Genomic DNA, 24,407 nt, shown 5'->3' with positions numbered 1-24,407 from the left:
ATGAATGTTTCCCCGCAACCCCCTGCCCAACCCGTCGAAGATGTGGCCCTGGCCCTGGAACAAGGCTGGCTGCCGATTCGCGAAGTGGCCCGCCAGACCGGGGTCAACGCGGTGACCCTGCGCGCCTGGGAACGGCGTTACGGCCTGATCGTGCCGCAGCGTACGCCCAAGGGCCATCGGCTGTTCAACGCCGACCATGTGCAGCGCATCCAGACTATCCTGACGTGGCTCAACCGAGGCGTACCGGTAAGCCAGGTCAAGCAGTTGATCGACAACGCCCAGCCGGTGGACGACAGCGTCGAAAACGAATGGCAGAACCTGCGCCAGACCTTGATCCAGGCCATCGGTCAACTGGCCGAGCGCCGGGTCGACGACGTGTTCAACCAGGCCATGGCCCTTTACCCACCGCGTACCCTGTGCGAGCAACTGCTGTTGCCACTGTTCAAGGAGCTGGAGCAGCGCTGGCAAGGCCAGTTCGGCGCGCAGACGGAGCGGGTGTTTTTCCATTCCTGGCTGCGCAGCAAGTTCGGCGCACGGATGTATCACAACAACCGCCAGCTCAACGGCCCGCCATTGTTGCTGATCAACCATTCCGACCTGCCGCTCGAACCGCACCTGTGGCTGAGCGCCTGGCTGGCCAGCAGCGCCGATTGCCCGGTGGAAGTTTTCGACTGGCCGTTGCCTACCGGCGAACTGGCCCTGGCCGTCGAGCACCTGCAACCGCGCGCCGTGCTGCTGTACTCGAGCAAGGCCCTCCATTTAGCGACCTTGCCGAAACTGCTGAGCGGCACCCACTGCCCGATCCTGATTGCCGGACCAACGGTGTGCATCCATCAAGCCGAGTTATCCGTATTAACTCAGGACACCCCTCAATTGGTGCTGGCCGAAGACCCCTTGTCGGCCCATCAGCTCCTGATCCAGCGTGGGCTTCTCTAATGCATCTGATCTGGCTGCGCAGCGACCTGCGCCTGCATGACAACACCGCCCTCGCTGCCGCCTGCCAGCGCGGCCCGACAGCGGCGGTGTACCTGATTACCGCCGATCAGTGGCTGGCCCATGACGATGCGCCGTGCAAGGTGGACTTCTGGCTGCGCAACCTCAAGGCCCTGAGCCTGGCCCTGGGAGAGCTGAATATTCCCCTGCTGATCCGCCATGCCGACACTTGGGACCAGGTGCCACAGGTACTGGTGCAGGTGTGCCAGGCCCTGTCAGTCGAGAGCGTGCACACCAACGAAGAATACGGGATCCACGAAAGCCGGCGCGATGCCGCCGTGGCCCAGGCTCTGGAAGCACACGGGGTAGGGTTTCACAGCTATCTGGACCAACTGCTGTTCCAGCCTGGCAGCGTATTGACCAAGACCGGCACTTACTTCCAGGTGTTCAGCCAGTTTCGCAAGGTCTGTTACAACCGCCTGCACAGTGCCCTGCCGCGCCGGGTGGCGACGCCCAAGGCGCAGGCCGCGCTGCCGTTCGCCAGTGATGCAGTTCCCGAGCAGGTCAAGGGATTTGCCCCGCCCAGCGACACCCTGCGCGCCCTTTGGCCGGCCGGTGAAGACGAGGCGCAGCGACGCCTTGCCCAGTTTGCCGACGCACAAATCAGCTATTACAAGGATGAACGCGACTTCCCGGCCAAGCCCGGCACCAGCCAACTGTCTGCGTACCTCGCCGCCGGCGTGATTTCGCCACGCCAGTGCCTGCATGCGGCGCTGCAAAGTAACCAGGGTGAATTCGAAAGCGGCGACATCGGCGCAATCACCTGGATCAACGAATTGCTGTGGCGCGAGTTCTACAAACATATCCTGGTGGGTTACCCACGGGTGTCGCGCCATCGTGCCTTTCGCCCGGAAACCGAAGCTGTGGCCTGGCGCCACGCTCCCGCTGATCTGGCCGCCTGGCAAGAGGCACGCACCGGCCTGCCGATCATTGATGCCGCGATGCGCCAGCTCTTGGAAACCGGCTGGATGCATAACCGCCTGCGCATGGTGGTGGCGATGTTTCTGACCAAGAACCTGCTGATCGACTGGCGCGAAGGCGAGCGCTTTTTTATGCGCCACTTGATCGACGGCGATCTGGCGGCCAATAACGGCGGCTGGCAATGGAGTTCGTCCACCGGCACCGACTCGGCACCGTACTTCCGGATTTTCAGCCCGTTGAGCCAGTCCGAGAAATTCGATGGCGAAGGGCGTTTTATCAAGCAGTGGCTGCCACAACTGGCGGGATTGAACAAAAAGGAAGTGCACAACCCCGACGCTGTCGGCGGGCTGTTTGGCGTGGCCGACTACCCACGGCCCATCGTCGATCTGAAGTCTTCCCGCGAGCGGGCGCTGGCGGCCTTTCGTGCCCTGCCCTCACGCCAGGCGGCAGGGGGTGTGTATGAGTGATTTCCTGCGCCAGTTCGCCGAGTCCTTCGCCACCCTGGACAAACACAACCTGCACCGGCTCGACAGCCTGTACAGCCAGGACATAGCGTTTACCGATCCACTGCACCAGGTCCACGGCATCAGCGCGCTGAAGGCGTACTTTGCCGAGCTTTACAGCAACGTCGACCCATTGCATTTTGACTTCCACGGTTTCGACCACGTGGCCGAAGGCGAAGGTTACCTGCGCTGGACCATGAGCTTTTGCCACCCGCGGTTGGCGGGCGGCCAACAGATTCAGGTGCAAGGCTGCTCTCACCTGTTATGGCACGACAAGGTTTACCGGCACCGCGATTACTTTGATGCCGGAGCGCTGCTTTACGAACACCTGCCGGTACTCGGCCGGTTGATCCGTTGGTTGAAAGGGAGAATGGCATGAGCCTGACATCGCCACGCCGTTATTGGCTGACCGGGGCAAGCAGTGGTATCGGTGCGGCCCTGGCCGAAGAGTTGCTCGGCAGTGGGGCGCAGGTCGCGCTGAGTGCGCGCACCAAGGCGCCGCTGGAGCAACTTGCGCAACGTTACCCCGGGCAAGTGCTGGTGGTCCCCGGTGACTTGACCAACAGCCAGGTGGTCCGGGAAATCGGCGAGCACATCATGCAAACCTGGGGTGCCCTGGACACCGTGATCCTGAATGCCGGTACCTGCGAATATGTGGATGCCAAGCAGTTCGACGCGTCGATTATCGAACACGTGGTGCGCACCAACCTGCTGGCCAGCAGTTATTGCATCGAAGCCGCATTGCCGCTGCTGCGCGCCGGGTCAACCCCGCATCTGGTGGGCGTCGCCAGTGCCGTCACCTACCTGCCGATGCCCCGCGCAGAAGCCTACGGTGCGTCCAAGGCGGGCCTACGCTATTTGTTTGAATCGCTGCGCATCGACCTGTCTCCCGAAGGCATTGATGTCACGGTGGTCAGCCCCGGCTTCGTCGATACGCCGTTGACCGAACGCAACGACTTCCCGATGCCCTTGAGCTGGCCGGCCGACAAGGCGGCGCGGCATATTTTCGGCAAACTGGAAAAACGCCCACTGGAAATCGCCTTCCCGGCACTGTTTATTGCCACCCTCTGGCCGCTGTCGAAACTGCCGAACCGCGCGCAACTGATCATCGGCAAGCGCATGCTGCGCAGCCCACCGCCACAAAAGGACGACCTGTGAAGATCGCCATTATCGGCAGTGGGATTTCCGGGCTGACCAGTGCCTACCTGCTCAGTCGCCGCCACGACATCACCCTGTTCGAAGCCGCCGACCGGATTGGCGGCCATACCCATACGGTAGACGTGACCGTCGATGACAGACATTACGCGGTGGACACCGGCTTTATTGTGTTCAACGACTGGACCTACCCCAACTTCATCCGTTTGCTGAGGCAGATCGGCGTGCCGTTCAAACCGACCGAAATGAGCTTCTCGGTCTGTGCCCCAGAGGAAAACCTCGAGTACAACGGCAATAACCTCAACAGCCTGTTCGCCCAGCGCAGCAATATCCTGTCCCCCGGCTTCTGGGGGATGTTGCGCGATATCCTGCGCTTCAATCGCCAGGCGCCGCTGGATTTGCAGGAGCAACGCATCAGCGCACAGACGACCCTGGGCGAATACCTGCAGGCGGGCAACTACGGCCCACGCTTTATCCGGCACTACATCGTGCCCATGGGCGCGGCGATCTGGTCGATGCCCCTGGCGGACATGCTGGGGTTTCCGCTGCAGTTCTTCGTGCGCTTCTTCAAGAACCACGGCCTGCTGTCGGTGAACAATCGGCCGCAGTGGTGTGTGATCGAGGGCGGTTCCAGCCGTTATATCGAGCCCCTGACCGATTCGTTTCGCCAACAGATCCGCCTCAACTGCCCGGTGCAAAAAGTCGAGCGCACACTGGAAGGTGTGGTCATCCACAGTGCCGATGGCCGCGAAATTTTCGACAAGGTCGTCTTCGCCTGCCACAGCGACCAGGCCCTGGCCCTGCTGAACGACCCGAGCCAGGCTGAGCAGCAAATTCTTGGGGCAATAACCTACGCCGACAACGACGTGGCCCTGCACACCGACACCCGCTTGCTGCCCGATCGCCCACTGGCCTGGGCCAGCTGGAACTATCGACTGGACGCCAGTATGCACAAGCCAGCGGCCGTCACCTACGCCATGAACATCCTGCAAGGCATCGACAGCCCCACCACCTTTTGCGTGAGCCTCAATCAGACAGCAATTATCAACCCGCTGAAAATCCTTGCGCGCTACACCTATGCCCATCCCCAATACAGCCTGGCGGCAGTGGCGGCGCAAGCGCGCTGGGAAGAACTGCATGGCGCCCAGCACACCTATTATTGTGGGGCCTACTGGGCCAACGGCTTTCATGAAGACGGCGTGGTCAGTGCCCTGCGCGTGGCCCAGGCCTTCGGGGAAACCCTGTGAACAGCGCCCTCTACAGTGGCTGGATCGCCCATCGGCGATTTACCGCCAAGGGGCATGCGTTTCGCTATCGCATCGGCCTGCTGTACCTGGACCTCAGCGAACAGGAGCAGGTGCTGGGGCTGTCGCCGTTCGCCGGCCGTGGCCGCTTCGCGCCGTTTTCATTGCGCCAGCAGGACTACCTGCCTGAATTGACCCGCGACGGCACCTGTTTGACTGATGCCGTGCGCCAGGTGGTCAGTACGGCGTTGGGGCATACCCCACAGGGCACTGTCTGCCTGCTGACCCAGGTCCGCAGTTGGGGCCTGGCGTTCAACCCGGTGAGTTTCTTTTACTGCTTCGAGGCTGATGGGCAACTGGCGGCGATTGTCTGTGAAGTGACCAACACCCCATGGCGCGAACGCTATCACTACGTGCTGCCGGCCCGCGCCCTGGCGGGCGGCGAGCACCAGCATTTCGCGGTGGCCAAGGCGTTTCATGTGTCGCCGTTCTTGCCCCGGGACCTGGAATACCGCATGAGCTTCAGCCCACCCGGCCAGCGCCTGGGGGTGCATATGGCCGACTGGCAGGGCGAGACCAAGGTGTTCGACGCCACCTTGAGCCTGCAACGCGAAGCCCTGGACCGCGCCAGCCTGCATCGCTACTTGTGGCGCTTCCCGTGGATGACCGCCAAGACCGGCCTGGCAATTTACTGGCAAGCCCTGCGCTTGCTGCTTAAACGCACACCGATTTTCCCCCATCAGGCCGCCGATGGCGCCTGTGCAACTGGGTATCCCAAGGATCGCCGCCATGAAATCCCCTAGCTTATCGGTCAAATCCAATCGCCTGAACGTCAATGGCCTGACCGGCGCGTTGTTGCGCAAGGCCGTGCTGCGTCAACTCGGCAACCTGCGTCACGGCCAACTGGTGGTGGTCGAGGACGGTGAGCGCCAGGTGTTCGGCGCACGGGAGGCGCACTTGCTGGGGGAAATCCAGATCCTCGACCCGGCGGTGTGGGGCCTGGTAGCCGCCAACGGTTCCATCGGCGCCGGCGAGGCGTTTATTCATGGTTACTGGAGTAGCCCGGACCTGACCGCGGTGGTGCGGGTGATGGTCAGCAACCTTGAGGTACTGGATGCCCTGGAAGGCGGCCTGGCCAAGTTGGCCCGCCCATTCACCCAGGGCCTGCACTGGCTCAACCGCAATACCCGCAAGGGCTCGCAAAAGAACATCGCTGCTCACTACGACCTGGGCAACGACCTGTTCCAGGAGTTTCTCGACCCGACCATGATGTATTCGGCGGCGCAGTTCCTCACCGCCGACGACACCCTGGAACAGGCGCAGCTCAACAAGCTCGAACGTATCTGCCAGAAACTCGCGCTCAAGCCTTCGGACCACCTGCTGGAAATCGGCACCGGCTGGGGCAGCATGGCCCTGTACGCGGCGCAGCAGTATGGCTGCCGGGTCACCACGACCACCTTGTCCAAAGAGCAGTTTGCCTACACCGAACAGCGCATCCAGGCCCTGGGTTTGCAGAATCAGGTGACATTGCTGTTGCAGGACTACCGCGACTTGAGCGGGCAGTACGACAAACTGGTGTCCATTGAAATGATCGAGGCCGTGGGTCATCGTTTCCTGCCCACCTACTTCAAGCAATGCGCGCACTTGCTCAAGAGCGACGGGCTGATGCTGCTGCAGGCCATCACCATCCGCGAACAACGCTATGAACAGGCCAAGAGCAGCGTCGACTTTATCCAGCGCTACATTTTCCCCGGTGGCGCCCTGCCCTGTGTACAGAAGATGTTGCAGATCGTCAGTCGCGACACCGATATGAACCTGCTGCACATGGAAGACTTCGGCCTGCATTACGCGCGAACCCTGCGCTTGTGGCATGAGAATTTTCGCCGTGCCCATGGCCGCCTCACGGAACTGGGCTACGACGAATACTTCCTGCGGTTGTGGGAGTTCTACCTGTGCTACTGCGAAGGTGGTTTTATGGAACGCACCATCGGCACCGCGCAATTGCTGCTGGCCAAACCTGGCGCGGTGACACAACCACTGCTCGGGCGCTTCAATGCTTAAAAACCTGGCCAATGCCGCGCTGTTCCAGTGCGGCTGGTTTGCCTGTGTGATGGGTGGCGACAGCCTGTGGTTATTGCTCGGGCTGGGCGTGCTGGCGATCCACCTGCTGTGGATAACTTCGTGGGCCGTTGAAGGGCGGTTGATCTTGAGCGTGACCGTGCTGGGCACCCTGCTCGACACGCTGTTGCGCACGGCCGGTGTGTTTGAATTCAGTGATCCAGGCCCGTTGATTCCTCTGTGGTTGATCTTGCTGTGGGCGCTGCTGGCGACTACCTTGCGCCACTGCCTGGCCTGGAGCGCCCGGCCCTGGTGGCGCGCAAGCCTGCTGGGAGCAGTGGGCGGGCCGCTGTCGTACTACGCCGGTAGCCAGTTGGCAGGCGTGAGCTTCGGGTTTGCCACGGCCCCGACCCTGGCGGCCATCGCACTGCTGTGGGCTGTGGTATTTCCTGGCCTGCACCGGCTCGCGCGCTGACGTCCGTCAGAGCTTTCACACGCGCCCGACCGGCTTGCCTTACACTGCGCGCCTATGACCACCATTCCCCACATTCAAATCGCCGAACCCGCCGTGACGTGCTCCACGTGTGCAGCTTGCTGCTGCCAACTGGAAGTCATGTTGATCACCGACACCGGCGTGCCTGATCGCTTTATCGACACGGACGATTGGGGCGGCGAAGTCATGCTGCGCCTGGACGACGGCTGGTGCGCGGCGCTGGATCGCGACACGATGATGTGCACCATCTATGAGAAGCGACCGCTGATTTGCCGGGAGTTCGAGATGGGCGCGCCGGAGTGCCTTGAAGAGCGCCAGGGGATTGCGACGGTCTACCGCTGACCGTGAAAACTGCCGAGCTCAAATGGGGGAGCGGGCTTATGTGGGCTTGCCTGCGATAGCATCACTTCGGTTTGTCTGAAGCACCGAGCCATCTGCATCGCGGGCAAGCCCGACTCCCACACAAGCCCGGCTTCCACATGGGCTCTGCTGTGCCGGGGAATATCAGAGCGGCAGGGTGTAGTTCAACGAATAGCTCTCGATACCATCGTTGTGACTACTGATGCCTGCGTTGGAATAGTGCGTGGCACGGATCCCCACCTGATGCCCGCCGGCAAAACGCAAGCCGAAGCCCAGGCGGTCTTCGAACTGGAAGGCCCCGCCGATGTTGTTGTCCTCGATCCGGGTGCGTGAGAACAGCGCCACACCGATCCCCGCTTCGATATAGGGTTTCACCGACTCGCCGGCGAATTCGTACACAAACACCGGCGAAAACGACAGGCTGCTGACACTCGCCCGCTCATCACCGTCCCAGAAGGTATAAGCGCCGCTCCAGTAGCCGGTCAGGCGCCCCACATCGCTCTGCCACCAGCTCTTGTCCCAGTCCGATTGCAGGCCCAGACGATAAGTCATGGTCGAATCGCTGGTATGCCCTACCGCAAACTCCAGGCCGGCAGCCTGGGCCGAAACCGAGTGTCCCAACACAGCGGCTGCAATCGCAGCCAAATAGAACAAGCGCTTCATAAGAAACATCCTTTCCAAACGAAGTTGTATGGTTGTGTACCGCTAATCAAGAGCTATAGAAATCACGGACTACGCAGAAGTTCAGCTAAAAAACCCGCTATTTCACGAATTTTTCACAGGCCGAAGCTTCGCACAACGCCGCTGAACTTCCACAGTGTGGGTAGGATATTTCTTAGATGCTGCGGATCACCGCTGGTCCAGAACTGCGCAGCCCGAGGATTGCCCTCGGCCAGCAGTTGGCGCTCGCCCAGCAGACGCTGCAACTGACGCGCCACGGCCGCCCCGGTGTCGATCAGGATGACCGTCGGTGGCAGCATCGTCGCCAGCAATGGCTTGAGGAAAGGATAATGAGTGCAACCGAGGATGATGGTGTCGCACCCGGCCTCGACCAGCGGCGTGACGTACCCCTGCAACAACTGGCGCAGCGCCGGGCTGCCCAGGTCGCCGGCCTCGATCAACTCCACCAGCCCCGGACAGGGTTGGGTGACCACCCGCACATCGCTGGCAAAGCGGTCCAGTAACGCGGCGAACTTGGCGCTTTGCAGGGTGCCCGTGGTGGCGAGCACCCCGATCACCCCGCTGCGGGTCGCGGCGGCGGCTGGTTTGACTGCCGGCTCCATGCCCACCAGGGGCCAATCCGGATAATCAATACGCAAGTCCGCAACCGCGGCTACGGTTGCCGTGTTGCAGGCGATCACAAAGGCCTTGGCGCCCTGCTCGCGGAAAAACTCCGCGACCACCCGCGAACGTTCGCGAATGAACGCCGGGGTTTTCTCGCCGTAGGGGATATGCCCGCAATCCGCCACGTACAGCAGCGACTCATGGGGCAATAAACGATGAATTTCGTCCAGCACCGACAGGCCGCCAACGCCGGAGTCGAACACACCAATCGGTGCATCCTTAACCATGCTGGCTGCCGCAGACGCTGCAACCGGGATCGCGCTTGACCCGCAGTTCGCGAAAACGTGTGCCCAGGGCGTCGATCAACAGCAGGCGCCCAACCAGCGGTGTGCCAAAGCCAGCCAGCAGCTTCAGGGCTTCCAGGGCTTGCAGGCTGCCGACCAACCCCACCAGCGGGCCGACGACGCCGGCTTCGCTGCAGGTCAGCTCGGTATCGCTGCCGTGCCCATATAAGCAGTGGTAGCACGGGCTTTCCGGACGCCGCGGATCAAACACCGAGAGCTGGCCTTCGAGGCGAATCGCCGCGCCGCTGACCAGGGGCTTGCCAGCTGCCACGCACGCCGCGTTCACCGCTTCGCGGGTGGCGAAGTTGTCACAGCAGTCGAGCACCAGGTCCACATTGGACACAGCGGCGGCCAACGAATCAGCGTCCAGCGCCGTGCGGTGGGCAATCAGTCGGATCTCGGGGTTGATCGCGCTCAAGCGGCCGATGGCGGAATCGACCTTGCTCAGGCCGATGCTGTCGGTGTCGTGGATGATCTGGCGTTGCAGGTTGGTCAGGTCGACGGTGTCAAAGTCCGCCAGATGCAGCTCACCGACGCCAGCCGCTGCCAGGTACAAGGCCACCGGAGCGCCCAGGCCGCCAAGGCCGACAATCAGCACGCGGCTGTTTTTCAGGCGTAACTGGCCGTCGATATCGACCTGTTGCAACAGGATCTGCCGGCTGTAGCGCAACAGCTCCTGATCGGTCAGCACGGCCGGCGTCCCAGGCTGATGCGCTCATGGCCGCCGAGGTCGATACGGCTGTGGACCTCTTCGAAACCTTGCGCCAGCAGCAGGTCGCGCACGGCCGGAGCCTGGTCGTAACCATGCTCGAGCAACAACCAGCCAGCGGCCTCCAGGTGCTGCGGCGCCTGGGCGATGATCAGGCGCAGGTCGTCCAGGCCGTCGTGGCCGGCCACCAATGCGCTGGCCGGCTCGAAACGCACATCGCCCGCCGCCAGGTGCGGATCGCTGTCGGCAATATAGGGCGGGTTGCTGATGATCAGGTGATAGGTGTGATCTTTGAGGGCGCTGAACCAGTGACTATTGAGCACCGTGACGTTATCCAGGTGCAGGCGCTGGCGATTGCGCTCGGCCAGGGCCACGGCTTCCAGCACGCGATCCACCGCCGTCACGCGCCAGGCCGGGCGCTCGCTGGCCAGGGCCAGGGCGATGGCGCCGCTGCCAGTGCCCAGGTCGAGGACATTGGCCGGGGTCGCGGGCAACAACTCCAGGGCCGCTTCCACCAGCAGTTCGGTGTCCGGGCGCGGGATCAGGGTGTGCGGCGCGACTTCCAGGTCAAGCTTCCAGAAACCTTGCTGGCCGAGGATATAGGCCACCGGCTCGCCGCTGCGGCGACGTTGCAGGTAGTCGGCAAAGCGCAGCGCGTCTTCGCTGCTGACGATTTTTTCCGGCCAGGTGTGTAGGTAACTGCGGGACTTGCCCAAGGCAGCGGCCAGCAACAACTCCACATCCAGGCGCGCGGTAGGCGAGTCCGGCAGGTCGGCGGCGCGCAGCAAGCTGGCAATAATGGTCATTTATTCACCTATCGCGGCCAGTTGGTCCGCCTGGTATTCGGCGAGCAACGGCTCGATCACTGCGTCCACGCCACCGGCAAGGATCTCGTCCAGGGAATACAGGGTCAGGTTGACCCGATGGTCGGTAACCCGGCCCTGGGCGTAGTTATAGGTGCGAATGCGTTCGGAACGGTCACCCGAGCCCACCAGCAACTTGCGCTCACTGGCAATGGCGTTGGCGGCGGCGCTGGTCTGCTGGTCGTTGAGCTTGGCCGACAACCAGGACATGGCCCGCGCACGGTTCTTGTGCTGGGAGCGTTCTTCCTGGCACTCCACCACAATGCCGGACGGCAAGTGGGTGATGCGGATCGCCGAGTCGGTCTTGTTGACGTGCTGGCCACCGGCGCCCGACGAGCGGTAAGTGTCGACCCGCAAGTCTGCCGGGTTGATTTCAATGGCTTCCTGCTCGTCCGGCTCGGGCAATACCGCCACGGTGCAGGCCGAGGTATGGATACGGCCCTGGGATTCGGTGGCGGGCACACGCTGTACGCGGTGCACGCCGGACTCGAATTTCAGCTTGCCGTAGACGTTCTCGCCTTCGACCCGGGCAATGATTTCCTTGTAGCCGCCGTGCTCCCCTTCGTTCTCCGAGAGGATTTCCACGCGCCAGCCGCGCCGCTCGGCATAGCGCGAATACATGCGGAACAGGTCGCCGGAGAAGATCGCCGCCTCGTCACCGCCAGTACCGGCGCGGATTTCCAGGAATACGTTGCGCCCGTCGTTGGGGTCTTTGGGCAGCAACATGCGTTGCAGGTCGCCCTCCAACTCGATGAGCTTATCTTTGGCTTCGCGGACTTCTTCCACGGCCATTTCACGCATGTCCGGGTCGCTGTCCTTGAGCAGTGCCTGGGCACCTTCGAGGTCGGCCTGCACTTTGAGCAGTTGCGAATAGGTGGTGACAATCGGCTCAACTTCGGCGTATTCCTTGGAATAGGCACGGAACTTGGTCTGATCGGAAATAACCTCGCCATCGCCGAGCAAGGCAGTCAGTTCTTCGAAACGGTCCTGGAGCACGTCCAGTTTATTGAGCAGTGACGCTTTCATTGCGGTTTTTTATCCGAAGAGCTGTCTGACGCGCCCTCTCCGAGGGCAAAGAGTTCCTGGGCCATGGCCAGCGCATCGAGGCGGCCTTCGGCTGTCAGTTTTTTAAGCTGTACGCTGGGAGCATGCAACAGCTTGTTGGTAAGGCCACGGGCCAATTGCATCAAAATGTCTTCAGCGTTGCCGCCATTGGCCAGCAGGCGCTGGGCCTTGATCAATTCTTCGTCACGCAAGCGCTCGCCCTGTTGGCGATAGGCCTTGAGCACATCCACGGCGGCCAGCTCGCGCAGGCGCACCATAAAGTCATCGGCGCCGATCGCGACCATTTCCTCGGCCGCCTGGGCAGCGCCCTGGCGGCTCTTGAGGTTTTCGGCGACCACTTCGTGCAGATCGTCGACGCTATAGAGGTAAACGTCGTCCAACTCGCCGACTTCCGGCTCGATATCCCGGGGAACGGCGATATCCACCATGAAAATCGGTTTGTGCTTGCGCAGTTTCAGGGCGCTTTCCACTGCGCCCTTGCCGAGGATCGGCAACTGGCTGGCGGTGGAACTGATGACGATATCGCTGCGCACCAGTTCGGCCGGAATATCGGCCAGCAACACGGCGTGGGCGCCGAACTCTTCGGCCAGGATGCTGGCGCGCTCCAGGGTCCGGTTGGCCACCACGATGCGCTTCACGCCCAGGTCATGCAGGTGCCGGGCGACCAGGGTGATGGTCTCGCCCGCGCCGATCAGCAGGGCCTGGCTGCGTTGCAGGTCGCTGAAAATCTGCTTGGCCAGGCTGACGGCGGCAAACGCCACGGAGACCGGGTTTTCACCGATGGCCGTATCAGTGCGCACCTGTTTGGCCGAGTTGAAAGTGGCCTGGAACAAACGCCCCAACAACGGCCCCACGGTCCCGGCTTCGCGGGCTACGGCGTAGGCCGATTTCATCTGGCCGAGGATCTGCGGTTCGCCCAACACCAGCGAATCGAGCCCGGACGCCACACGCATCATGTGACGAACTGCCGCATCATCTTCATGCACATAAGCGCTGGCGCGCAGGTCATCCAGGCTCAAATGGTGGTAATCAGCCAGCCAGCGCAGCACCCCATCCGACGAAAGATGTTCCTGCTCTATATAGAGCTCGCTGCGGTTGCAGGTGGAAAGGATCGCAGCTTCGCGGCTGTCGGTGAGCCGGCACAGCTGCTGCAAAGCCTCAACCAACTGCTCCGGGGTAAACGCCACGCGCTCGCGGACGTCTACAGAAGCAGTCTTGTGGTTGATACCCAGAGCAAGGAAGGCCATTCAATATCGCTGATGATGTCGAGAAGCCGACAATTGTCCTACTTCGACTGATTCAGAACAACCACCGTCGTCTATTGTCCTAATGCCCTATGCCTATAAAGGCGCCAATTGAGACTCGGTTATGTTTGGCCGAGGGCTTGTGTCATGATGATCCGACCGCAGGTTAGTCGTCCTCTTCCTATATGAATAGATCTTCCGCGTTGCTCCTTGCCCTTGCCTTCCTAGGCGGCTGCCAGTCCATGGCCCCCGTATCGCCGCAGAGTCCTGCGCCGGTGGAAGACAACACCCCCGCCCCTGAAAAGCCCAAGGTTTATTCCTCGTTCAGCGAAGAAACGGTGTTCAGCCTGCTGAGCGCGGAGCTGGCCGGCCAGCGCAATCGTTTCGACATTGCCCTGGATAACTACGTGACCCAGGCCATCAACACCCAGGACCCGGGGATTTCCGAGCGCGCGTTTCGCATCGCCGAATACCTGGGCGCCGACCAGGCCGCCCTGGACACCGCACTGATCTGGGCGAAAAACGCCCCGGACGATCTCGAAGCCCAACGCGCTGCGGCAATCCAGTTGGCGCGTGCCGGGCGCTACGACGACTCCATGGTCTATATGGAGAAAGTCTTGCAGGGCAAGGGCGATACCCATTTCGACTTCCTCGCCCTGTCTGCTGCCGACACCGACCAGGACACCCGCGATGGTCTGATGAAGAGTTTCGACCGCCTGCTGCAAAAGCACCCGAGCAATGGCCAACTGGTATTTGGCAAGGCGCTGCTGCTGCAACAGGATGACGAACCGCAGGCGGCCCTCAAGCTGCTGGAGCAAAACCCGCCGGAAGAAGGTGAGATCGCCCCGCTGCTGCTGCGCGCGCGCCTGCTGCAAAGCCTCAACCGCGGTAAGGAAGCCTTGCCGCTGCTGCAAAAAAGCATCAAGAAGTATCCGGACGACAAGCGTCTGCGCCTGACTTATGCGCGCATGCTGGTAGAACAGGACCGCATGGAAGACGCCAAGGTGGAGTTCGCCAGCCTGGTCCAGCAATACCCGGACGATGACGAGTTGCGTTATTCCCTGGCGCTGGTATGCCTGGAAGCCAAGGCCTGGGAAGAGGCCAAGGGCTACCTGGAAGACCTGATCGCGCGGGAAAGCCATGTCGATTCGGCCCACCTGAACCTGGGGCGCATCGCCGAAGAACGGGATGACCCGCAAGGCGCGCTGATCGAGTACGCCCAGGTCGGCCCCGGCAATGACTATCTGCCGGCACAACTGCGCCAGGCCGATATCCTGATGAATAACGGCCGCACCGACGAAGCCGAAAAACGCCTGGCCGCCGCCCGCGATGCCGAGCCGGACTACGCCATCCAGCTGTATCTGATCCAGGCCGAAACCTTGTCGGCCAACAATCAGGGGGAGCGCGCCTGGAAAATCCTCGCCCAGGCCCTGCTGCAATACCCCGACGACCTGAACCTGCTGTACACCCGCGCCATGCAGGCCGAAAAACGCAACGACCTGGCGCAGATGGAAAAAGACCTGCGCCTGATCATCAAGCGCGACCCGGACAATGCCATGGCACTGAACGCCCTGGGTTACACCTTGTCAGACCGTACGACGCGCTATGCCGAGGCCAAGGCTCTGATCGAACAGGCGCACCAGCTCAACCCGGAAGACCCGGCAGTGCTCGACAGCCTGGGCTGGGTGAATTACCGCCTGGGCAACCTCGATGAAGCCGAACGCCTGCTGCGCCAGGCCCTGGAGCGATTCCCCGACCAGGAAGTCGCCGCGCACCTGGGCGAAGTGCTCTGGGCCCAGGGCAAACAACGCGAAGCCCGACAAATCTGGGGCAAGTTCCTCAAGGAACAACCCGACAGCCCTATCCTGCGCAGCACCATCAAGCGCCTGACCGGATCCGAGACTCTTTAATTCTATGTTTTTGCGCCACGCCATCGTTTTCAGTTTTATCGCCCTGCTCGCCGGTTGTGCGGGCTTCGGTGCCCGTGAGTCCGTCGAAGGCCAGGGCAACCCGGCACAGTGGCGACAGCATAAGGATCAGCTCAGCAGCATTGATGGCTGGCAGATCGAAGGCAAGATCGGGGTTCGCGCACCGAAGGATTCGGGCAGCGGCACCTTGTTCTGGCTGCAACGCCAGGACTATTACGACATCCGCCTTTCTGGCCCCCTGGGTCGCGGTGCTGCGCGCCTGACCGGTCGACCGGGGCAAGTGAGCCTGGAAGTGGCCAACCAGGGCCGCTACGAAGCGCCATCGCCGGAAGCCTTGCTTGAAGAGCAGGTCGGCTGGAAGCTGCCGGTCTCCCATCTGGTCTGGTGGGTTCGCGGCCTGCCCGCGCCCGAGAGCAAGAGCCGTCTGAGCCTCAATGGCGACAGCCGCCTGGCCACCCTGGAGCAGGATGGCTGGCGGGTCGAATACCTCAGCTATGTGGAACAAAGCGGCTACTGGCTGCCCGAACGCATCAAGCTGCACGGCTCCAACCTTGACGTCACGCTGGTGATCAAGGACTGGCAACCACGCAAGCTGGGGCAGTGACATGAGCGAACGCCTGACCCTGCCCTCCCCGGCCAAGCTCAATCTGATGCTGCACATCCTCGGGCGTCGTGAAGACGGCTACCACGAGTTGCAGACGCTGTTTCAGTTTCTCGATTATGGCGATGAGATGACCTTCGCCGTGCGCGACGATGGCGTGATTCAGCTGCACACCGAATTTGCCGACGTGCCCCATGACAGCAACCTGATCGTGAAGGCCGCAAAAAAACTTCAGGAACAATCCGGTTGCCCGCTGGGCATTGATATCTGGATCGACAAAATCCTGCCCATGGGTGGCGGTATCGGTGGTGGCAGCTCGAATGCCGCGACCACCCTGCTCGGCCTCAATCACTTGTGGCAGCTTGGCTGGGATGAAGATCGCCTGGCCGCACTGGGCCTGACCCTGGGCGCCGACGTCCCGGTTTTTGTGCGTGGACACGCCGCATTTGCTGAGGGTGTAGGGGAAAAACTCACCCCTGTAGACCCCGAAGAGCCGTGGTATGTCGTGCTTGTTCCGCAAGTATCTGTAAGTACAGCAGAAATTTTTTCAGATCCGTTGTTGACACGTAACTCTTCTCCCATTAAAGTGCGCCCCGTTCCCAAGGGAAACAGTCGAAATGACTGCTTACCGGTGGTAGCAAGGCGTTATCCAGATGTACGTAACGCATTGAATTTGTTAGGTAAATTTACCGAAGCAAAACTCACCGGAACTGGAAGTTGTGTGTTTGGGGGCTTCCCAAGCAAAGCTGAAGCTGATAAAGTCTCGGCCCTTCTTACAGAGACCCTTACAGGGTTTGTAGCAAAGGGAAGCAACGTTTCGATGTTGCATCGCAAGCTGCAAAGTCTGCTCTAAAGGAACCGAGTACTGGGTACTCGTTGCAACAGATACAGGGGCGTCGCCAAGCGGTAAGGCAGCAGGTTTTGATCCTGCCATGCGTTGGTTCGAATCCAGCCGCCCCTGCCATTTTCTATACTCATCCAGGTTACCCTCAGCCTCTAGGTACTGCGCGTGTCCAAGATGATGGTCTTTACGGGGAACGCTAACCCCGATCTGGCTCGACGTGTCGTACGTCAGCTGCATATCCCTCTCGGTGACATCTCTGTCGGTAAGTTTTCCGACGGCGAAATTACAGCCGAGATCAATGAAAATGTCCGCGGTAAAGATGTTTTCATTATTCAGCCGACTTGCGCTCCGACCAACGATAACCTGATGGAACTCGTCGTGATGGCTGATGCCTTCCGCCGCTCCTCAGCGACTCGAATCACAGCTGTAATCCCTTACTTTGGTTATGCCCGTCAGGATCGCCGTCCGCGTTCCGCACGTGTGGCTATCAGCGCGAAAGTCGTCGCTGACATGCTGACCGTGGTAGGTATCGACCGTGTTCTCACGGTTGACCTGCACGCTGACCAAATCCAGGGGTTCTTCGATATTCCGGTAGATAACATCTACGGCTCCCCCGTTCTGGTGGATGACATCGAAGACCAGCGCTTTGAAAACCTGATGATCGTGTCCCCGGACATTGGTGGCGTCGTGCGTGCACGGGCTGTTGCCAAATCCCTGGGCGTGGACCTCGGGATCATCGACAAACGCCGCGAGAAAGCCAATCACTCTGAAGTGATGCATATCATCGGTGATGTCGAAGGGCGTACCTGTATTCTGGTCGATGACATGGTTGATACCGCCGGCACCTTGTGCCACGCGGCAAAAGCCTTGAAAGAGCACGGTGCGGCTAAAGTCTTCGCCTACTGCACACACCCTGTGCTGTCGGGCCGAGCGATCGAGAACATCGAGAACTCTGTGCTGGATGAACTGGTGGTGACTAACACCATCCCGTTGTCCGCTGCTGCTCAAGCCTGTGCACGTATCCGTCAACTGGATATCGCACCGGTTGTTGCTGAGGCGGTTCGCCGTATCAGCAATGAAGAATCGATCAGCGCGATGTTCCGCTAAGGGTCAAACCCTGGCGGCATCAACCTGACGAAAAGCGCCCCGCCCCAGCACAATGCTGGGGCGGGGCTTTTTTGCCCATATCGCCTTTAGCGCTGGTCGCAAACGCTGGGGCGAATGTGGTTATTTTGGAGATACAACATGAACGATTTTACTTTGAATGCTGAACTGCGTTCCGACCTGGGGAAAGGTGCGAGCCGCCGCCTGCGTCGTCTCGCAAGCCTGGTTCCAGCTGTAGTCTACGGTGGCGAAAAAGCCCCTGAGTCCATCAGCATGCTGGCTAAAGAAATTGCCAAACTGCTCGAAAACGATGCGGCCTACAGCCACATCATCGAGCTGAACGTTGGCGGCAAAAAGCAGAACGTCATCATCAAGGCCCTGCAACGTCACCCAGCTAAAGGTCACGTGCTGCACGCTGACTTCGTACGCGTCGTAGCAGGTCAGAAACTGACCGCTATCGTACCTGTGCACTTTGTTGGTGAAGAAGCTCCGGTCAAGAAAGGTGGTGTTATTTCCCACACCACTACCGAGCTGGAAGTAAGCTGCCTGCCGAAAGATCTGCCTGAGTTCATCGAAGTCGACCTGTCGGCCGCTGAAATCGGCACCATCATTCACCTGTCCGACCTCAAGGCCCCGAAAGGCGTTGAGTTCGTTGCCCTGGCTCACGATGACGACAAGGCTGTTGCCAACGTCCACGCTCCACGTGTAGTCGCTGCAGATGAAGAAGCTGGCGAAACCGCTGCAGAGTAATTTCTCTCTGTAACGTCGGAGCTTGAGGAAACATCGCGGACCGAAACGTAGCGAGAAAGCGGGCGATAACGCGAAGTTTATCTCTGGATAAGTGAGCTCCTGTCGTCCACTTTCGCCGCAATGAGGTTGCGGCGATGTTATCCACAACTCCAAAGGAAGGGCCCCTGTCGTGACTGCCATTAAACTGATCGTTGGCCTGGGAAATCCAGGCGCCGAATACGAACAGACCCGGCACAACGCGGGGGCCCTTTTTGTTGAGCGCATCGCCCACGCCCAAGGCATCAATCTGGTGGCCGATCGCAAATATTTTGGCCTGACCGGACGCTTCTCGCATCAGGGTCAGGATGTTCGTCTGCTGATTCCCACCACCTACATGAACCGCAGCGGCCAGGCTGTCGCGGCGCTTGCGGGCTTCTTCCGGATCAAACCCGAAGAAATCCTGGTGGCCCATGACGAACTGGACCTGCCACCCGGCGTTGCCAAGCTCAAGCAAGGCGGCGGCCACGGCGGTCATAATGGCCTGCGCGACATCATTGCGCAGTTGGGCAATCAGAATACGTTTTACCGCCTGCGGCTCGGCATTGGCCACCCAGGCGTTGCCAGTATGGTTTCAAATTTCGTCCTGGGTCGTGCGCCACGCGCCGAACAGGAAAAACTCGATGCCAGCATCGACTTTGCCCTCGGCGTGCTGCCGGATATCTTCGCCGGTGAATGGAACCGTGCGATGAAAAACCTGCACAGCCAGAAGGCCTGACTTTTTTGCGAGGGGAAACACCATGGGATTCAATTGCGGCATCGTCGGCTTACCTAACGTCGGCAAGTCCACCCTGTTCAACGCCCTGACCAAGTCCGGTATTGCGGCGGAGAACTTCCCCTTCTGCACCATCGAACCCAACACCGGTATCGTGCCAATGCCCGATCCGCGCCTGGAGGCCCTGGCGGCCATCGTCAATCCCAAGCGCATCCTGCCGACCACCATGGAGTTCGTCGACATCGCCGGCCTGGTGGCTGGCGCGTCGAAAGGTGAAGGCCTGGGCAACAAGTTCCTCGCCAACATCCGTGAGACCGATGCCATCGCCCACGTGGTCCGCTGCTTTGAAGACGAGAACGTGATTCACGTCTCCAACAGCGTCGACCCGAAACGCGACATCGAGATCATCGACCTGGAACTGATCTTCGCCGACCTCGACAGCTGCGAGAAGCAACTGCAAAAGGTCACGCGCAACGCCAAAGGCGGCGACAAGGACGCAGTGGTCCAGAAGGCCCTGCTGGAGCAGTTGATCGCACACTTCACCCTGGGCAAGCCGGCACGCAGCCTGATGAAGAACATGAGCGTCGACGAAAAGGCCGTGATCAAGGGCTTCCACCTGCTGACCACCAAGCCTGTGATGTACATCGCCAACGTGGCTGAAGACGGTTTCGAGAACAACCCGCTGCTCGACGTGGTCCTGGCCATTGCCGAAGAAGAAGGCGCAATGGTTGTACCGGTCTGCAACAAGATCGAAGCGGAAATCGCCGAACTTGAAGACGGCGAAGAGAAAGACATGTTCCTCGAGGCCCTGGGCCTGGAAGAGCCTGGCCTGAACCGCGTGATCCGTGCGGGCTACGAAATGCTGCACCTGCAGACCTACTTCACCGCCGGCGTCGAAGAAGTACGTGCCTGGACCGTCAAGGTCGGCGCCACCGCGCCACAGGCTGCCGGTGTGATCCACACCGACTTCGAAAAAGGCTTTATCCGCGCGGAAGTGATCGCCTACAACGACTTTATCCAGTTCAAGGGTGAAGCCGGGGCCAAGGAAGCCGGTAAATGGCGCCTGGAAGGCAAGGAATATGTCGTCAAGGATGGCGATGTGATGCACTTCCGCTTCAACGTGTAAGCTGGCTGTACGATCCAAGCGGTAGAACAAAAAGCCGATGCTCTGCATCGGCTTTTTTGTGGGCGATGATTTCTGTTACCCATCACAACGAAACAATCACTTACCTTATAAATCAAAAGATTCAAATACAAATATTCCACTCCGCAGACAAAAAATCTTCTCAACAGAAAACTCACAGCTACTTGTAGACTATTCCTGCCGAGAATAAGCATATCCACACAACCAGACACTTGACTTATATAAAACCCCAGGCCACCAAGCCTTTCGCACAACAAAGCCGCCATTTACCATTTTTAACCACGATGACAATCCAGAAATTTTACTATCTACTTACCAACATATAACAAACTTTAGTCCCACAATAGTGAAGCGACACATTATTGGAGCAACAGCAATATGTCGACCTCCTATCAGTACGAGTTCGAGACTGACACATCGCTAACCGAGTGCCCGGATATCGAAAGCACAATCCACAATACCGCCACGCAGAACATCGATATATTGCTGTTGGGCGAAACAGGCACTGGTAAAGATACACTGGCGCAACGTGTGCACCGTTTATCTCATCGAAAAGGTAACTTTGTTGCCATCAATTGCGCAGCGATACCGGAAAGCCTTGCAGAAAGCCAACTGTTCGGAGTCAACAGTGGCGCCTATACCGGGGCCATACAATCACGTGCAGGATTTATTGAAGCCGCCCATCTGGGCACTTTATACCTGGATGAAATCGATAGCATGCCACTCACTTTGCAAGCGAAGTTGCTGCGTGTGCTGGAGGCTCGGGGTGTCGAGCGGCTGGGCTCTACGCGGTTTATCCCGCTGGACATACGCATCATAGCCTCAGCCCAACATTCGCTGCACGACATGGTGGAACAAGGTGCGTTCAGACGAGACCTGTACTTTCGCCTGAATGTCGTCAACATCACCCTCCCCCCCTTACGTGAACGCCCCGAGCGGATTATTCCGTTATTTTTTAACATGATCCGGCAAGAGGCAGAGTACTTTAAGTGCCCAGTTCCACAACCGCCCAGCACCCTCATTCAACAATTGCTGTGTCACCCATGGCGCGGTAACGTCCGAGAGTTGCGCTCAACCGCCAAGCGTTTCGTGCTGGGACTGCCTCCAACTTCAGTGCCTTTAATGAGCACCGAAGACAATAATTTGAACTTAAAAGAACGCTTGCAGCAAATAGAGAAACTTCTGATTGAAGAATCCCTGCGCCGCCATGTTTATAACGTGGACAGTGTGGCGACCGAACTGAATATCGCCAAACGCACGCTCTACCATCGAATGAAGCAACTGGGAATATCGCTGGAGTGAATGAAGACTGCTCAACAAGGACATATTTCGATACAGCTGCTCCCACAGGCTTTGGAACGACATGCTATTTGCAACCACATAGATAATGGCTACAGGCTTTGACTGCCCAACGTCAAGGGGCATTTGAAACACTGTCAGCAACCACCTTTTACGTTAATGATCATGGAGTAAACAAATATGGGTGTCAGTGGCGTTGGTAATAGTAATAGTGGCGGCTCTTCAAATTTTGGTTTTGGCGACGGAGATAACGCAGACCTGAAAGCACAACGTAGAGCCATCCAGCGTGAATCCCTGAAGGAAGGTAACGAATCCTTCAAGCTGAGTGAACAGAAAAAAAATATTGAAGCAATGCGATAACCCACTGCGTCCCCTGCCTCCTGGCAGGGGACGCAGCCTCACTGTCTGGCTTCGGGATTTTATATGCGTACAGAAGCGCTACAGGCGTTTTCATCAACCGATGAAAAGCGCCTGAAAACCTCCACAATGGCTACATCTCCTGTGTTCCAAAGCGAGGATGTGAACTTTTTCATCTCAAGCCTGGAGCACTCAGGCCAAGCTGCAATAGCCGTAGCCCCAACGGTTACGCCGAACGCCCTCACGGACATGTCCAACCAGTTGCTCAAATCGTCAAACTATATGGGCAGAGCCCTGAAAGCGATGGGGAACGGCACGAGAGAAAACTTCTCGCTCGGCTACTCCACCCAACTGTCCACTACGGTGCTGGGAACACAGATGCTGGTCAAGGGCCTCTCAAAGGGTGCCCAGCTCATCGAAAAAATCAGCAACCTGCAGTAGGTAAACATGATTCGTCTCCTGGTCACCGGGTTGGTTTTATCTCTGACATTAGTGCTCACGGGGTGTAATGACAGTGTCGAACTCCATCGCCAGCTTTCCGAGCAGGAAGCCAATGAGGTGATTGCGGAACTGGCAGACAAACACATACGCGCCCAGAAAATCCCCGCCAAAGATGGTGTGGTTGTACGAGTGAACAGCGCCGATATCAGTCGTGCAGTGCGTACACTTGATGCCGTCGGTTTGCCCAAGATGGCCCGCGCCACAATGGGCGATACCTTTCGCAAGGAAGGCGTCATCTCCACCCCACTGGAGGAACGTGCCCGCTACATCTACGCCTTGTCCCAGGAGTTGGAGGCGACCTTGTCAAATATCGATGGGGTGATTGTCGCCCGGGTCCACGTAGTGTTGCCAGAACGCGTTGCACCTGGAGAACCCGTGCAACCTGCATCCGCTTCGGTCTTTATCAAACACGATCCGCGACTGGAGCCTGACAGTATCCACGGACGCGTCCGGCGGATGGTCGCCAGTAGCATTCCCGGCATGGCCACGGCCGTCGATAACTCACAAAAACTGACCGTGGTATTCGTACCCGCAACGGCTTACCAGGAGCAGCAACGCCTGAGCTATTTCGGCCCGTTTCTGATACCGGGCGATGACCTTGTTTTTTGGCGCAGCACCCTCGCGTTGATAGCCGCCGTCATAGTACTTGTACCGGCTGGCGCCCTGTTCTGGCATAGGCGTGGTCAACGCCTGCGGCGTGAGACACTCACCACGGCCACCCCGGCCCATGAGTGAGCAGTTGGAGTGGGCCCGATGGTGGGCTTTCCCGTGGAAGTTTTCACACAGCGACTGGGGCAACTTCGACGAATATCATGCACAGAGCGCCCTGTACCACCCACGGCACGTTTTCGTGAATACCCGGCTGGGTATCGAACCCTGCCTGCCGCCCACGCCCCACTCCACAATCCTTCGCTTGGCGCTGGCCCCCCAGGAGCAACTCGAGAGCATGCTGGCGCTGCTGGACAACGTTTGTCGCCCCGCCACCGATAGCCAGTTGAGCCAAGACCAATACGAGTGGTGTCAGCGCCTGTCCAAGGCACTACGCCCAGACACGCTGTTGTCCGGTAAAGAAGACCCACTGCAATTGCTACGTGCCTGGGTAACCCCAGCCATCTGGCAACGCCTTCGATTGCGGTTTGAGCGCCGTCGGACCCACCCCCCTGAAGAGCACACACCCGCACTCAATGACGCTCGAAACCGCCTGGACACGCTGTGGCAGGCCATAGTCTGGCGAGCAACCACCATGCCAAGCGAGCAATCCTTCACTTATCAAACTGAGCAGAGAACGGATGATGTTGAACATACGTAAAATCGAGTTGCGCACCGGTGCTCCAGGATTACCGCAAACCCTGATTTCCCAGGAAATGCTGGCGGATTGCCGCAGGGCCAGTCAATTGTTGAGCCGTGCCAAGGTCCAAGCCAAGGAACTGCTGCGCCAGGCAACCGAACACCGGGAAAAAGCCCTTGAAAAGCTCACACTGGAGTTCTGGCGGCGGGCCAATGCGCAACTCAAGGAATGGGAAAAACAACAGCACGTTATGTGCGACAACCTGGAGCAATATGCCACCTCTATTGCCAACCAGACCATCCTCTGCCTGCTTGAAGAGGCACCTGTGGCACAGCGCCTTAGCGCCTTGGTCAAGCAATTACTGGCGACTCAAGTTCCATCAGGCAAGGCAACACTCCTCTGTCACCCACTTGAGTGTGCCGAGGTAGAACGCTGTCTTTCCAGGCAGCACGCCACGTTTTGGACACTACGTCCTGATGACCGGGTCCGTCCTCAATCCCTGGTATTGGAAACGGAGGAAGGGGACTTCTGTATCAACTGGGCCAGCCTGTGCGAAACAGTACTGGTCCGTGACGTGCAAACACCAGGTGCCTGACGGGTCAGG

Annotated in this window: 28 protein-coding genes and 1 tRNA gene; 23 read left to right on the top strand and 6 right to left on the bottom strand. The window is 59.5% G+C overall.

The features are described from left to right. Genes HU773_RS05305 through HU773_RS05265 form a run of 9 tightly spaced genes read left to right on the top strand, consistent with a single transcriptional unit; the run spans position 1 to position 7,709 of the window. Positions 1–936 (top strand): MerR family transcriptional regulator, encoded by a 936-nt coding sequence (locus HU773_RS05305; protein ID WP_057958310.1) that lies wholly within the window; start codon positions 1–3, stop codon positions 934–936. Next, positions 936–2,381 carry a deoxyribodipyrimidine photo-lyase gene (phrB, locus tag HU773_RS05300; RefSeq protein WP_057958309.1) on the top strand — a complete coding sequence of 482 codons (1,446 nt, stop codon included), beginning with the start codon at positions 936–938 and terminating at the stop codon, positions 2,379–2,381. Before HU773_RS05305 ends, phrB begins: the two co-directional genes overlap by 1 nt. Next, on the top strand, positions 2,374–2,796 hold the full coding sequence (locus tag HU773_RS05295; protein ID WP_057437765.1) for a nuclear transport factor 2 family protein: 423 nt from the start codon (positions 2,374–2,376) through the stop codon (positions 2,794–2,796). Before phrB ends, HU773_RS05295 begins: the two co-directional genes overlap by 8 nt. Next, positions 2,793–3,575, top strand: a complete 783-nt coding sequence (locus tag HU773_RS05290) for an SDR family NAD(P)-dependent oxidoreductase (RefSeq protein ID WP_057958308.1) — start codon at positions 2,793–2,795, stop codon at positions 3,573–3,575. The genes HU773_RS05295 and HU773_RS05290 overlap by 4 nt, the downstream gene beginning before the upstream one ends. Then, positions 3,572–4,819 carry an NAD(P)/FAD-dependent oxidoreductase gene (locus HU773_RS05285; protein WP_186625431.1) on the top strand — a complete coding sequence of 416 codons (1,248 nt, stop codon included), beginning with the start codon at positions 3,572–3,574 and terminating at the stop codon, positions 4,817–4,819. Before HU773_RS05290 ends, HU773_RS05285 begins: the two co-directional genes overlap by 4 nt. Continuing rightward, a complete protein-coding gene (locus tag HU773_RS05280) occupies positions 4,816–5,619 on the top strand; it encodes a DUF1365 domain-containing protein (protein ID WP_057958306.1) in 804 nt (267 codons plus the stop codon). The genes HU773_RS05285 and HU773_RS05280 overlap by 4 nt, the downstream gene beginning before the upstream one ends. Continuing rightward, positions 5,606–6,877 (top strand): SAM-dependent methyltransferase, encoded by a 1,272-nt coding sequence (locus HU773_RS05275; RefSeq protein ID WP_057437758.1) that lies wholly within the window; start codon positions 5,606–5,608, stop codon positions 6,875–6,877. Before HU773_RS05280 ends, HU773_RS05275 begins: the two co-directional genes overlap by 14 nt. Next, positions 6,870–7,349 carry a DUF2878 domain-containing protein gene (locus tag HU773_RS05270; protein WP_057958305.1) on the top strand — a complete coding sequence of 160 codons (480 nt, stop codon included), beginning with the start codon at positions 6,870–6,872 and terminating at the stop codon, positions 7,347–7,349. The genes HU773_RS05275 and HU773_RS05270 overlap by 8 nt, the downstream gene beginning before the upstream one ends. Positions 7,350–7,403: 54 nt before the next feature. Further along, entirely contained in the window at positions 7,404–7,709 is a 306-nt protein-coding gene (locus HU773_RS05265; RefSeq protein WP_057958304.1) for a YkgJ family cysteine cluster protein, read from the top strand. 162 nt (positions 7,710–7,871) lie between these two features. On the opposite strand, the gene HU773_RS05260 is transcribed toward HU773_RS05265, so the two are convergent. The 6 genes from HU773_RS05260 to hemA all read right to left on the bottom strand — a co-directional run bounded on the left by HU773_RS05260 (position 7,872) and on the right by hemA (position 13,239). Then, positions 7,872–8,390 (bottom strand): acyloxyacyl hydrolase, encoded by a 519-nt coding sequence (locus HU773_RS05260; protein WP_057958303.1) that lies wholly within the window; start codon positions 8,388–8,390, stop codon positions 7,872–7,874. 113 nt (positions 8,391–8,503) lie between these two features. After that, positions 8,504–9,298 (bottom strand): glutamate racemase, encoded by a 795-nt coding sequence (gene murI / locus HU773_RS05255; protein WP_057958302.1) that lies wholly within the window; start codon positions 9,296–9,298, stop codon positions 8,504–8,506. Beyond that, positions 9,291–10,046, bottom strand: coding sequence for a molybdopterin-synthase adenylyltransferase MoeB (locus HU773_RS05250; protein WP_120731660.1), 756 nt, complete (start codon positions 10,044–10,046; stop codon positions 9,291–9,293). Before HU773_RS05250 ends, murI begins: the two co-directional genes overlap by 8 nt. Then, positions 10,040–10,870 (bottom strand): peptide chain release factor N(5)-glutamine methyltransferase, encoded by an 831-nt coding sequence (gene prmC / locus HU773_RS05245; protein ID WP_057958300.1) that lies wholly within the window; start codon positions 10,868–10,870, stop codon positions 10,040–10,042. Before prmC ends, HU773_RS05250 begins: the two co-directional genes overlap by 7 nt. Next, on the bottom strand, positions 10,871–11,953 hold the full coding sequence (gene prfA, locus HU773_RS05240; protein WP_057437746.1) for a peptide chain release factor 1: 1,083 nt from the start codon (positions 11,951–11,953) through the stop codon (positions 10,871–10,873). It lies immediately after the preceding gene. Beyond that, complete coding sequence (gene hemA, locus HU773_RS05235; protein WP_057958299.1) at positions 11,950–13,239, bottom strand: glutamyl-tRNA reductase; 1,290 nt, start codon at positions 13,237–13,239, stop codon at positions 11,950–11,952. The genes prfA and hemA overlap by 4 nt, the downstream gene beginning before the upstream one ends. A gap of 182 nt (positions 13,240–13,421) precedes the next feature. On the opposite strand from hemA, the gene HU773_RS05230 reads away from it, so the two are divergent. The 14 genes from HU773_RS05230 to sctL all read left to right on the top strand — a co-directional run bounded on the left by HU773_RS05230 (position 13,422) and on the right by sctL (position 24,398). Further along, positions 13,422–15,146: a tetratricopeptide repeat protein gene (locus HU773_RS05230; protein ID WP_057958298.1), complete on the top strand. Its 1,725-nt coding sequence runs from the start codon at positions 13,422–13,424 to the stop codon at positions 15,144–15,146. 4 nt (positions 15,147–15,150) lie between these two features. Continuing rightward, positions 15,151–15,768 carry a lipoprotein insertase outer membrane protein LolB gene (gene lolB / locus HU773_RS05225; RefSeq protein ID WP_057437742.1) on the top strand — a complete coding sequence of 206 codons (618 nt, stop codon included), beginning with the start codon at positions 15,151–15,153 and terminating at the stop codon, positions 15,766–15,768. Between the two features lies 1 nt (position 15,769). Next, complete coding sequence (gene ispE / locus HU773_RS05220) at positions 15,770–16,618, top strand: 4-(cytidine 5'-diphospho)-2-C-methyl-D-erythritol kinase (RefSeq protein ID WP_115127432.1); 849 nt, start codon at positions 15,770–15,772, stop codon at positions 16,616–16,618. Positions 16,619–16,654: 36 nt separating this feature from the next. Then, a tRNA-Gln gene (locus tag HU773_RS05215) sits at positions 16,655–16,729 on the top strand. Positions 16,730–16,774: 45 nt separating this feature from the next. Then, the gene (locus HU773_RS05210; RefSeq protein ID WP_003171603.1) at positions 16,775–17,716 is read left to right on the top strand and encodes a ribose-phosphate pyrophosphokinase; all 942 of its coding nucleotides are present in this window, start codon (positions 16,775–16,777) and stop codon (positions 17,714–17,716) included. 138 nt (positions 17,717–17,854) lie between these two features. After that, positions 17,855–18,463 carry a 50S ribosomal protein L25/general stress protein Ctc gene (locus HU773_RS05205; protein ID WP_120731656.1) on the top strand — a complete coding sequence of 203 codons (609 nt, stop codon included), beginning with the start codon at positions 17,855–17,857 and terminating at the stop codon, positions 18,461–18,463. A 169-nt stretch (positions 18,464–18,632) separates the two neighbouring features. Continuing rightward, on the top strand, positions 18,633–19,217 hold the full coding sequence (gene pth / locus HU773_RS05200) for an aminoacyl-tRNA hydrolase (protein ID WP_032857782.1): 585 nt from the start codon (positions 18,633–18,635) through the stop codon (positions 19,215–19,217). 22 nt (positions 19,218–19,239) lie between these two features. Continuing rightward, positions 19,240–20,340, top strand: a complete 1,101-nt coding sequence (gene ychF, locus HU773_RS05195; RefSeq protein WP_057437736.1) for a redox-regulated ATPase YchF — start codon at positions 19,240–19,242, stop codon at positions 20,338–20,340. A gap of 396 nt (positions 20,341–20,736) precedes the next feature. Next, positions 20,737–21,660 carry a sigma 54-interacting transcriptional regulator gene (locus HU773_RS05190; protein WP_057958295.1) on the top strand — a complete coding sequence of 308 codons (924 nt, stop codon included), beginning with the start codon at positions 20,737–20,739 and terminating at the stop codon, positions 21,658–21,660. 177 nt (positions 21,661–21,837) lie between these two features. Beyond that, entirely contained in the window at positions 21,838–22,017 is a 180-nt protein-coding gene (locus tag HU773_RS05185) for a hypothetical protein (RefSeq protein ID WP_081044173.1), read from the top strand. Positions 22,018–22,080: 63 nt separating this feature from the next. Beyond that, positions 22,081–22,455 (top strand): hypothetical protein, encoded by a 375-nt coding sequence (locus tag HU773_RS05180; protein ID WP_057958294.1) that lies wholly within the window; start codon positions 22,081–22,083, stop codon positions 22,453–22,455. Positions 22,456–22,461: 6 nt separating this feature from the next. Continuing rightward, positions 22,462–23,250: a type III secretion system inner membrane ring lipoprotein SctJ gene (gene sctJ, locus HU773_RS05175; protein WP_057958293.1), complete on the top strand. Its 789-nt coding sequence runs from the start codon at positions 22,462–22,464 to the stop codon at positions 23,248–23,250. Next, positions 23,243–23,824, top strand: a complete 582-nt coding sequence (locus HU773_RS27355) for a hypothetical protein (protein WP_057958292.1) — start codon at positions 23,243–23,245, stop codon at positions 23,822–23,824. Before sctJ ends, HU773_RS27355 begins: the two co-directional genes overlap by 8 nt. After that, on the top strand, positions 23,808–24,398 hold the full coding sequence (gene sctL / locus HU773_RS05165; RefSeq protein WP_057438025.1) for a type III secretion system stator protein SctL: 591 nt from the start codon (positions 23,808–23,810) through the stop codon (positions 24,396–24,398). The genes HU773_RS27355 and sctL overlap by 17 nt, the downstream gene beginning before the upstream one ends. The last annotated feature ends 9 nt before the right edge of the window (positions 24,399–24,407 follow it).

Origin of the sequence: Pseudomonas shahriarae (assembly GCF_014268455.2) — a bacterium.
Classification (GTDB): Bacteria; Pseudomonadota; Gammaproteobacteria; order Pseudomonadales; family Pseudomonadaceae; genus Aquipseudomonas; species Aquipseudomonas shahriarae.
The sequence above is the reverse complement of the archived record's forward strand: the minus strand, read 5'-3'. Positions and strand labels throughout refer to the sequence as shown.

Excerpts from the sequence above, each read along its gene's own strand:
- HU773_RS05290 (WP_057958308.1), top strand. The coding sequence starts at position 2,793 with ATGAGCCTGACATCGCCACGCCGTTATTGGCTGACCGGGGCAAGCAGT.
- HU773_RS05190 (WP_057958295.1), top strand. The coding sequence starts at position 20,737 with ATGTCGACCTCCTATCAGTACGAGTTCGAGACTGACACATCGCTAACC.
- HU773_RS05260 (WP_057958303.1), bottom strand. The coding sequence starts at position 8,390 with ATGAAGCGCTTGTTCTATTTGGCTGCGATTGCAGCCGCTGTGTTGGGA.
- HU773_RS05180 (WP_057958294.1), top strand. The coding sequence starts at position 22,081 with ATGCGTACAGAAGCGCTACAGGCGTTTTCATCAACCGATGAAAAGCGC.
- HU773_RS05295 (WP_057437765.1), top strand. The coding sequence starts at position 2,374 with ATGAGTGATTTCCTGCGCCAGTTCGCCGAGTCCTTCGCCACCCTGGAC.
- HU773_RS05265 (WP_057958304.1), top strand. The coding sequence starts at position 7,404 with ATGACCACCATTCCCCACATTCAAATCGCCGAACCCGCCGTGACGTGC.
- sctJ (WP_057958293.1), top strand. The coding sequence starts at position 22,462 with ATGATTCGTCTCCTGGTCACCGGGTTGGTTTTATCTCTGACATTAGTG.
- HU773_RS05305 (WP_057958310.1), top strand. The coding sequence starts at position 1 with ATGAATGTTTCCCCGCAACCCCCTGCCCAACCCGTCGAAGATGTGGCC.
- phrB (WP_057958309.1), top strand. The coding sequence starts at position 936 with ATGCATCTGATCTGGCTGCGCAGCGACCTGCGCCTGCATGACAACACC.
- HU773_RS05275 (WP_057437758.1), top strand. The coding sequence starts at position 5,606 with ATGAAATCCCCTAGCTTATCGGTCAAATCCAATCGCCTGAACGTCAAT.
- HU773_RS05270 (WP_057958305.1), top strand. The coding sequence starts at position 6,870 with ATGCTTAAAAACCTGGCCAATGCCGCGCTGTTCCAGTGCGGCTGGTTT.
- ychF (WP_057437736.1), top strand. The coding sequence starts at position 19,240 with ATGGGATTCAATTGCGGCATCGTCGGCTTACCTAACGTCGGCAAGTCC.
- murI (WP_057958302.1), bottom strand. The coding sequence starts at position 9,298 with ATGGTTAAGGATGCACCGATTGGTGTGTTCGACTCCGGCGTTGGCGGC.
- hemA (WP_057958299.1), bottom strand. The coding sequence starts at position 13,239 with ATGGCCTTCCTTGCTCTGGGTATCAACCACAAGACTGCTTCTGTAGAC.
- HU773_RS27355 (WP_057958292.1), top strand. The coding sequence starts at position 23,243 with ATGAGTGAGCAGTTGGAGTGGGCCCGATGGTGGGCTTTCCCGTGGAAG.
- HU773_RS05185 (WP_081044173.1), top strand. The coding sequence starts at position 21,838 with ATGGGTGTCAGTGGCGTTGGTAATAGTAATAGTGGCGGCTCTTCAAAT.
- prfA (WP_057437746.1), bottom strand. The coding sequence starts at position 11,953 with ATGAAAGCGTCACTGCTCAATAAACTGGACGTGCTCCAGGACCGTTTC.
- HU773_RS05230 (WP_057958298.1), top strand. The coding sequence starts at position 13,422 with ATGAATAGATCTTCCGCGTTGCTCCTTGCCCTTGCCTTCCTAGGCGGC.
- HU773_RS05205 (WP_120731656.1), top strand. The coding sequence starts at position 17,855 with ATGAACGATTTTACTTTGAATGCTGAACTGCGTTCCGACCTGGGGAAA.
- prmC (WP_057958300.1), bottom strand. The coding sequence starts at position 10,870 with ATGACCATTATTGCCAGCTTGCTGCGCGCCGCCGACCTGCCGGACTCG.
- ispE (WP_115127432.1), top strand. The coding sequence starts at position 15,770 with ATGAGCGAACGCCTGACCCTGCCCTCCCCGGCCAAGCTCAATCTGATG.
- lolB (WP_057437742.1), top strand. The coding sequence starts at position 15,151 with ATGTTTTTGCGCCACGCCATCGTTTTCAGTTTTATCGCCCTGCTCGCC.
- sctL (WP_057438025.1), top strand. The coding sequence starts at position 23,808 with ATGTTGAACATACGTAAAATCGAGTTGCGCACCGGTGCTCCAGGATTA.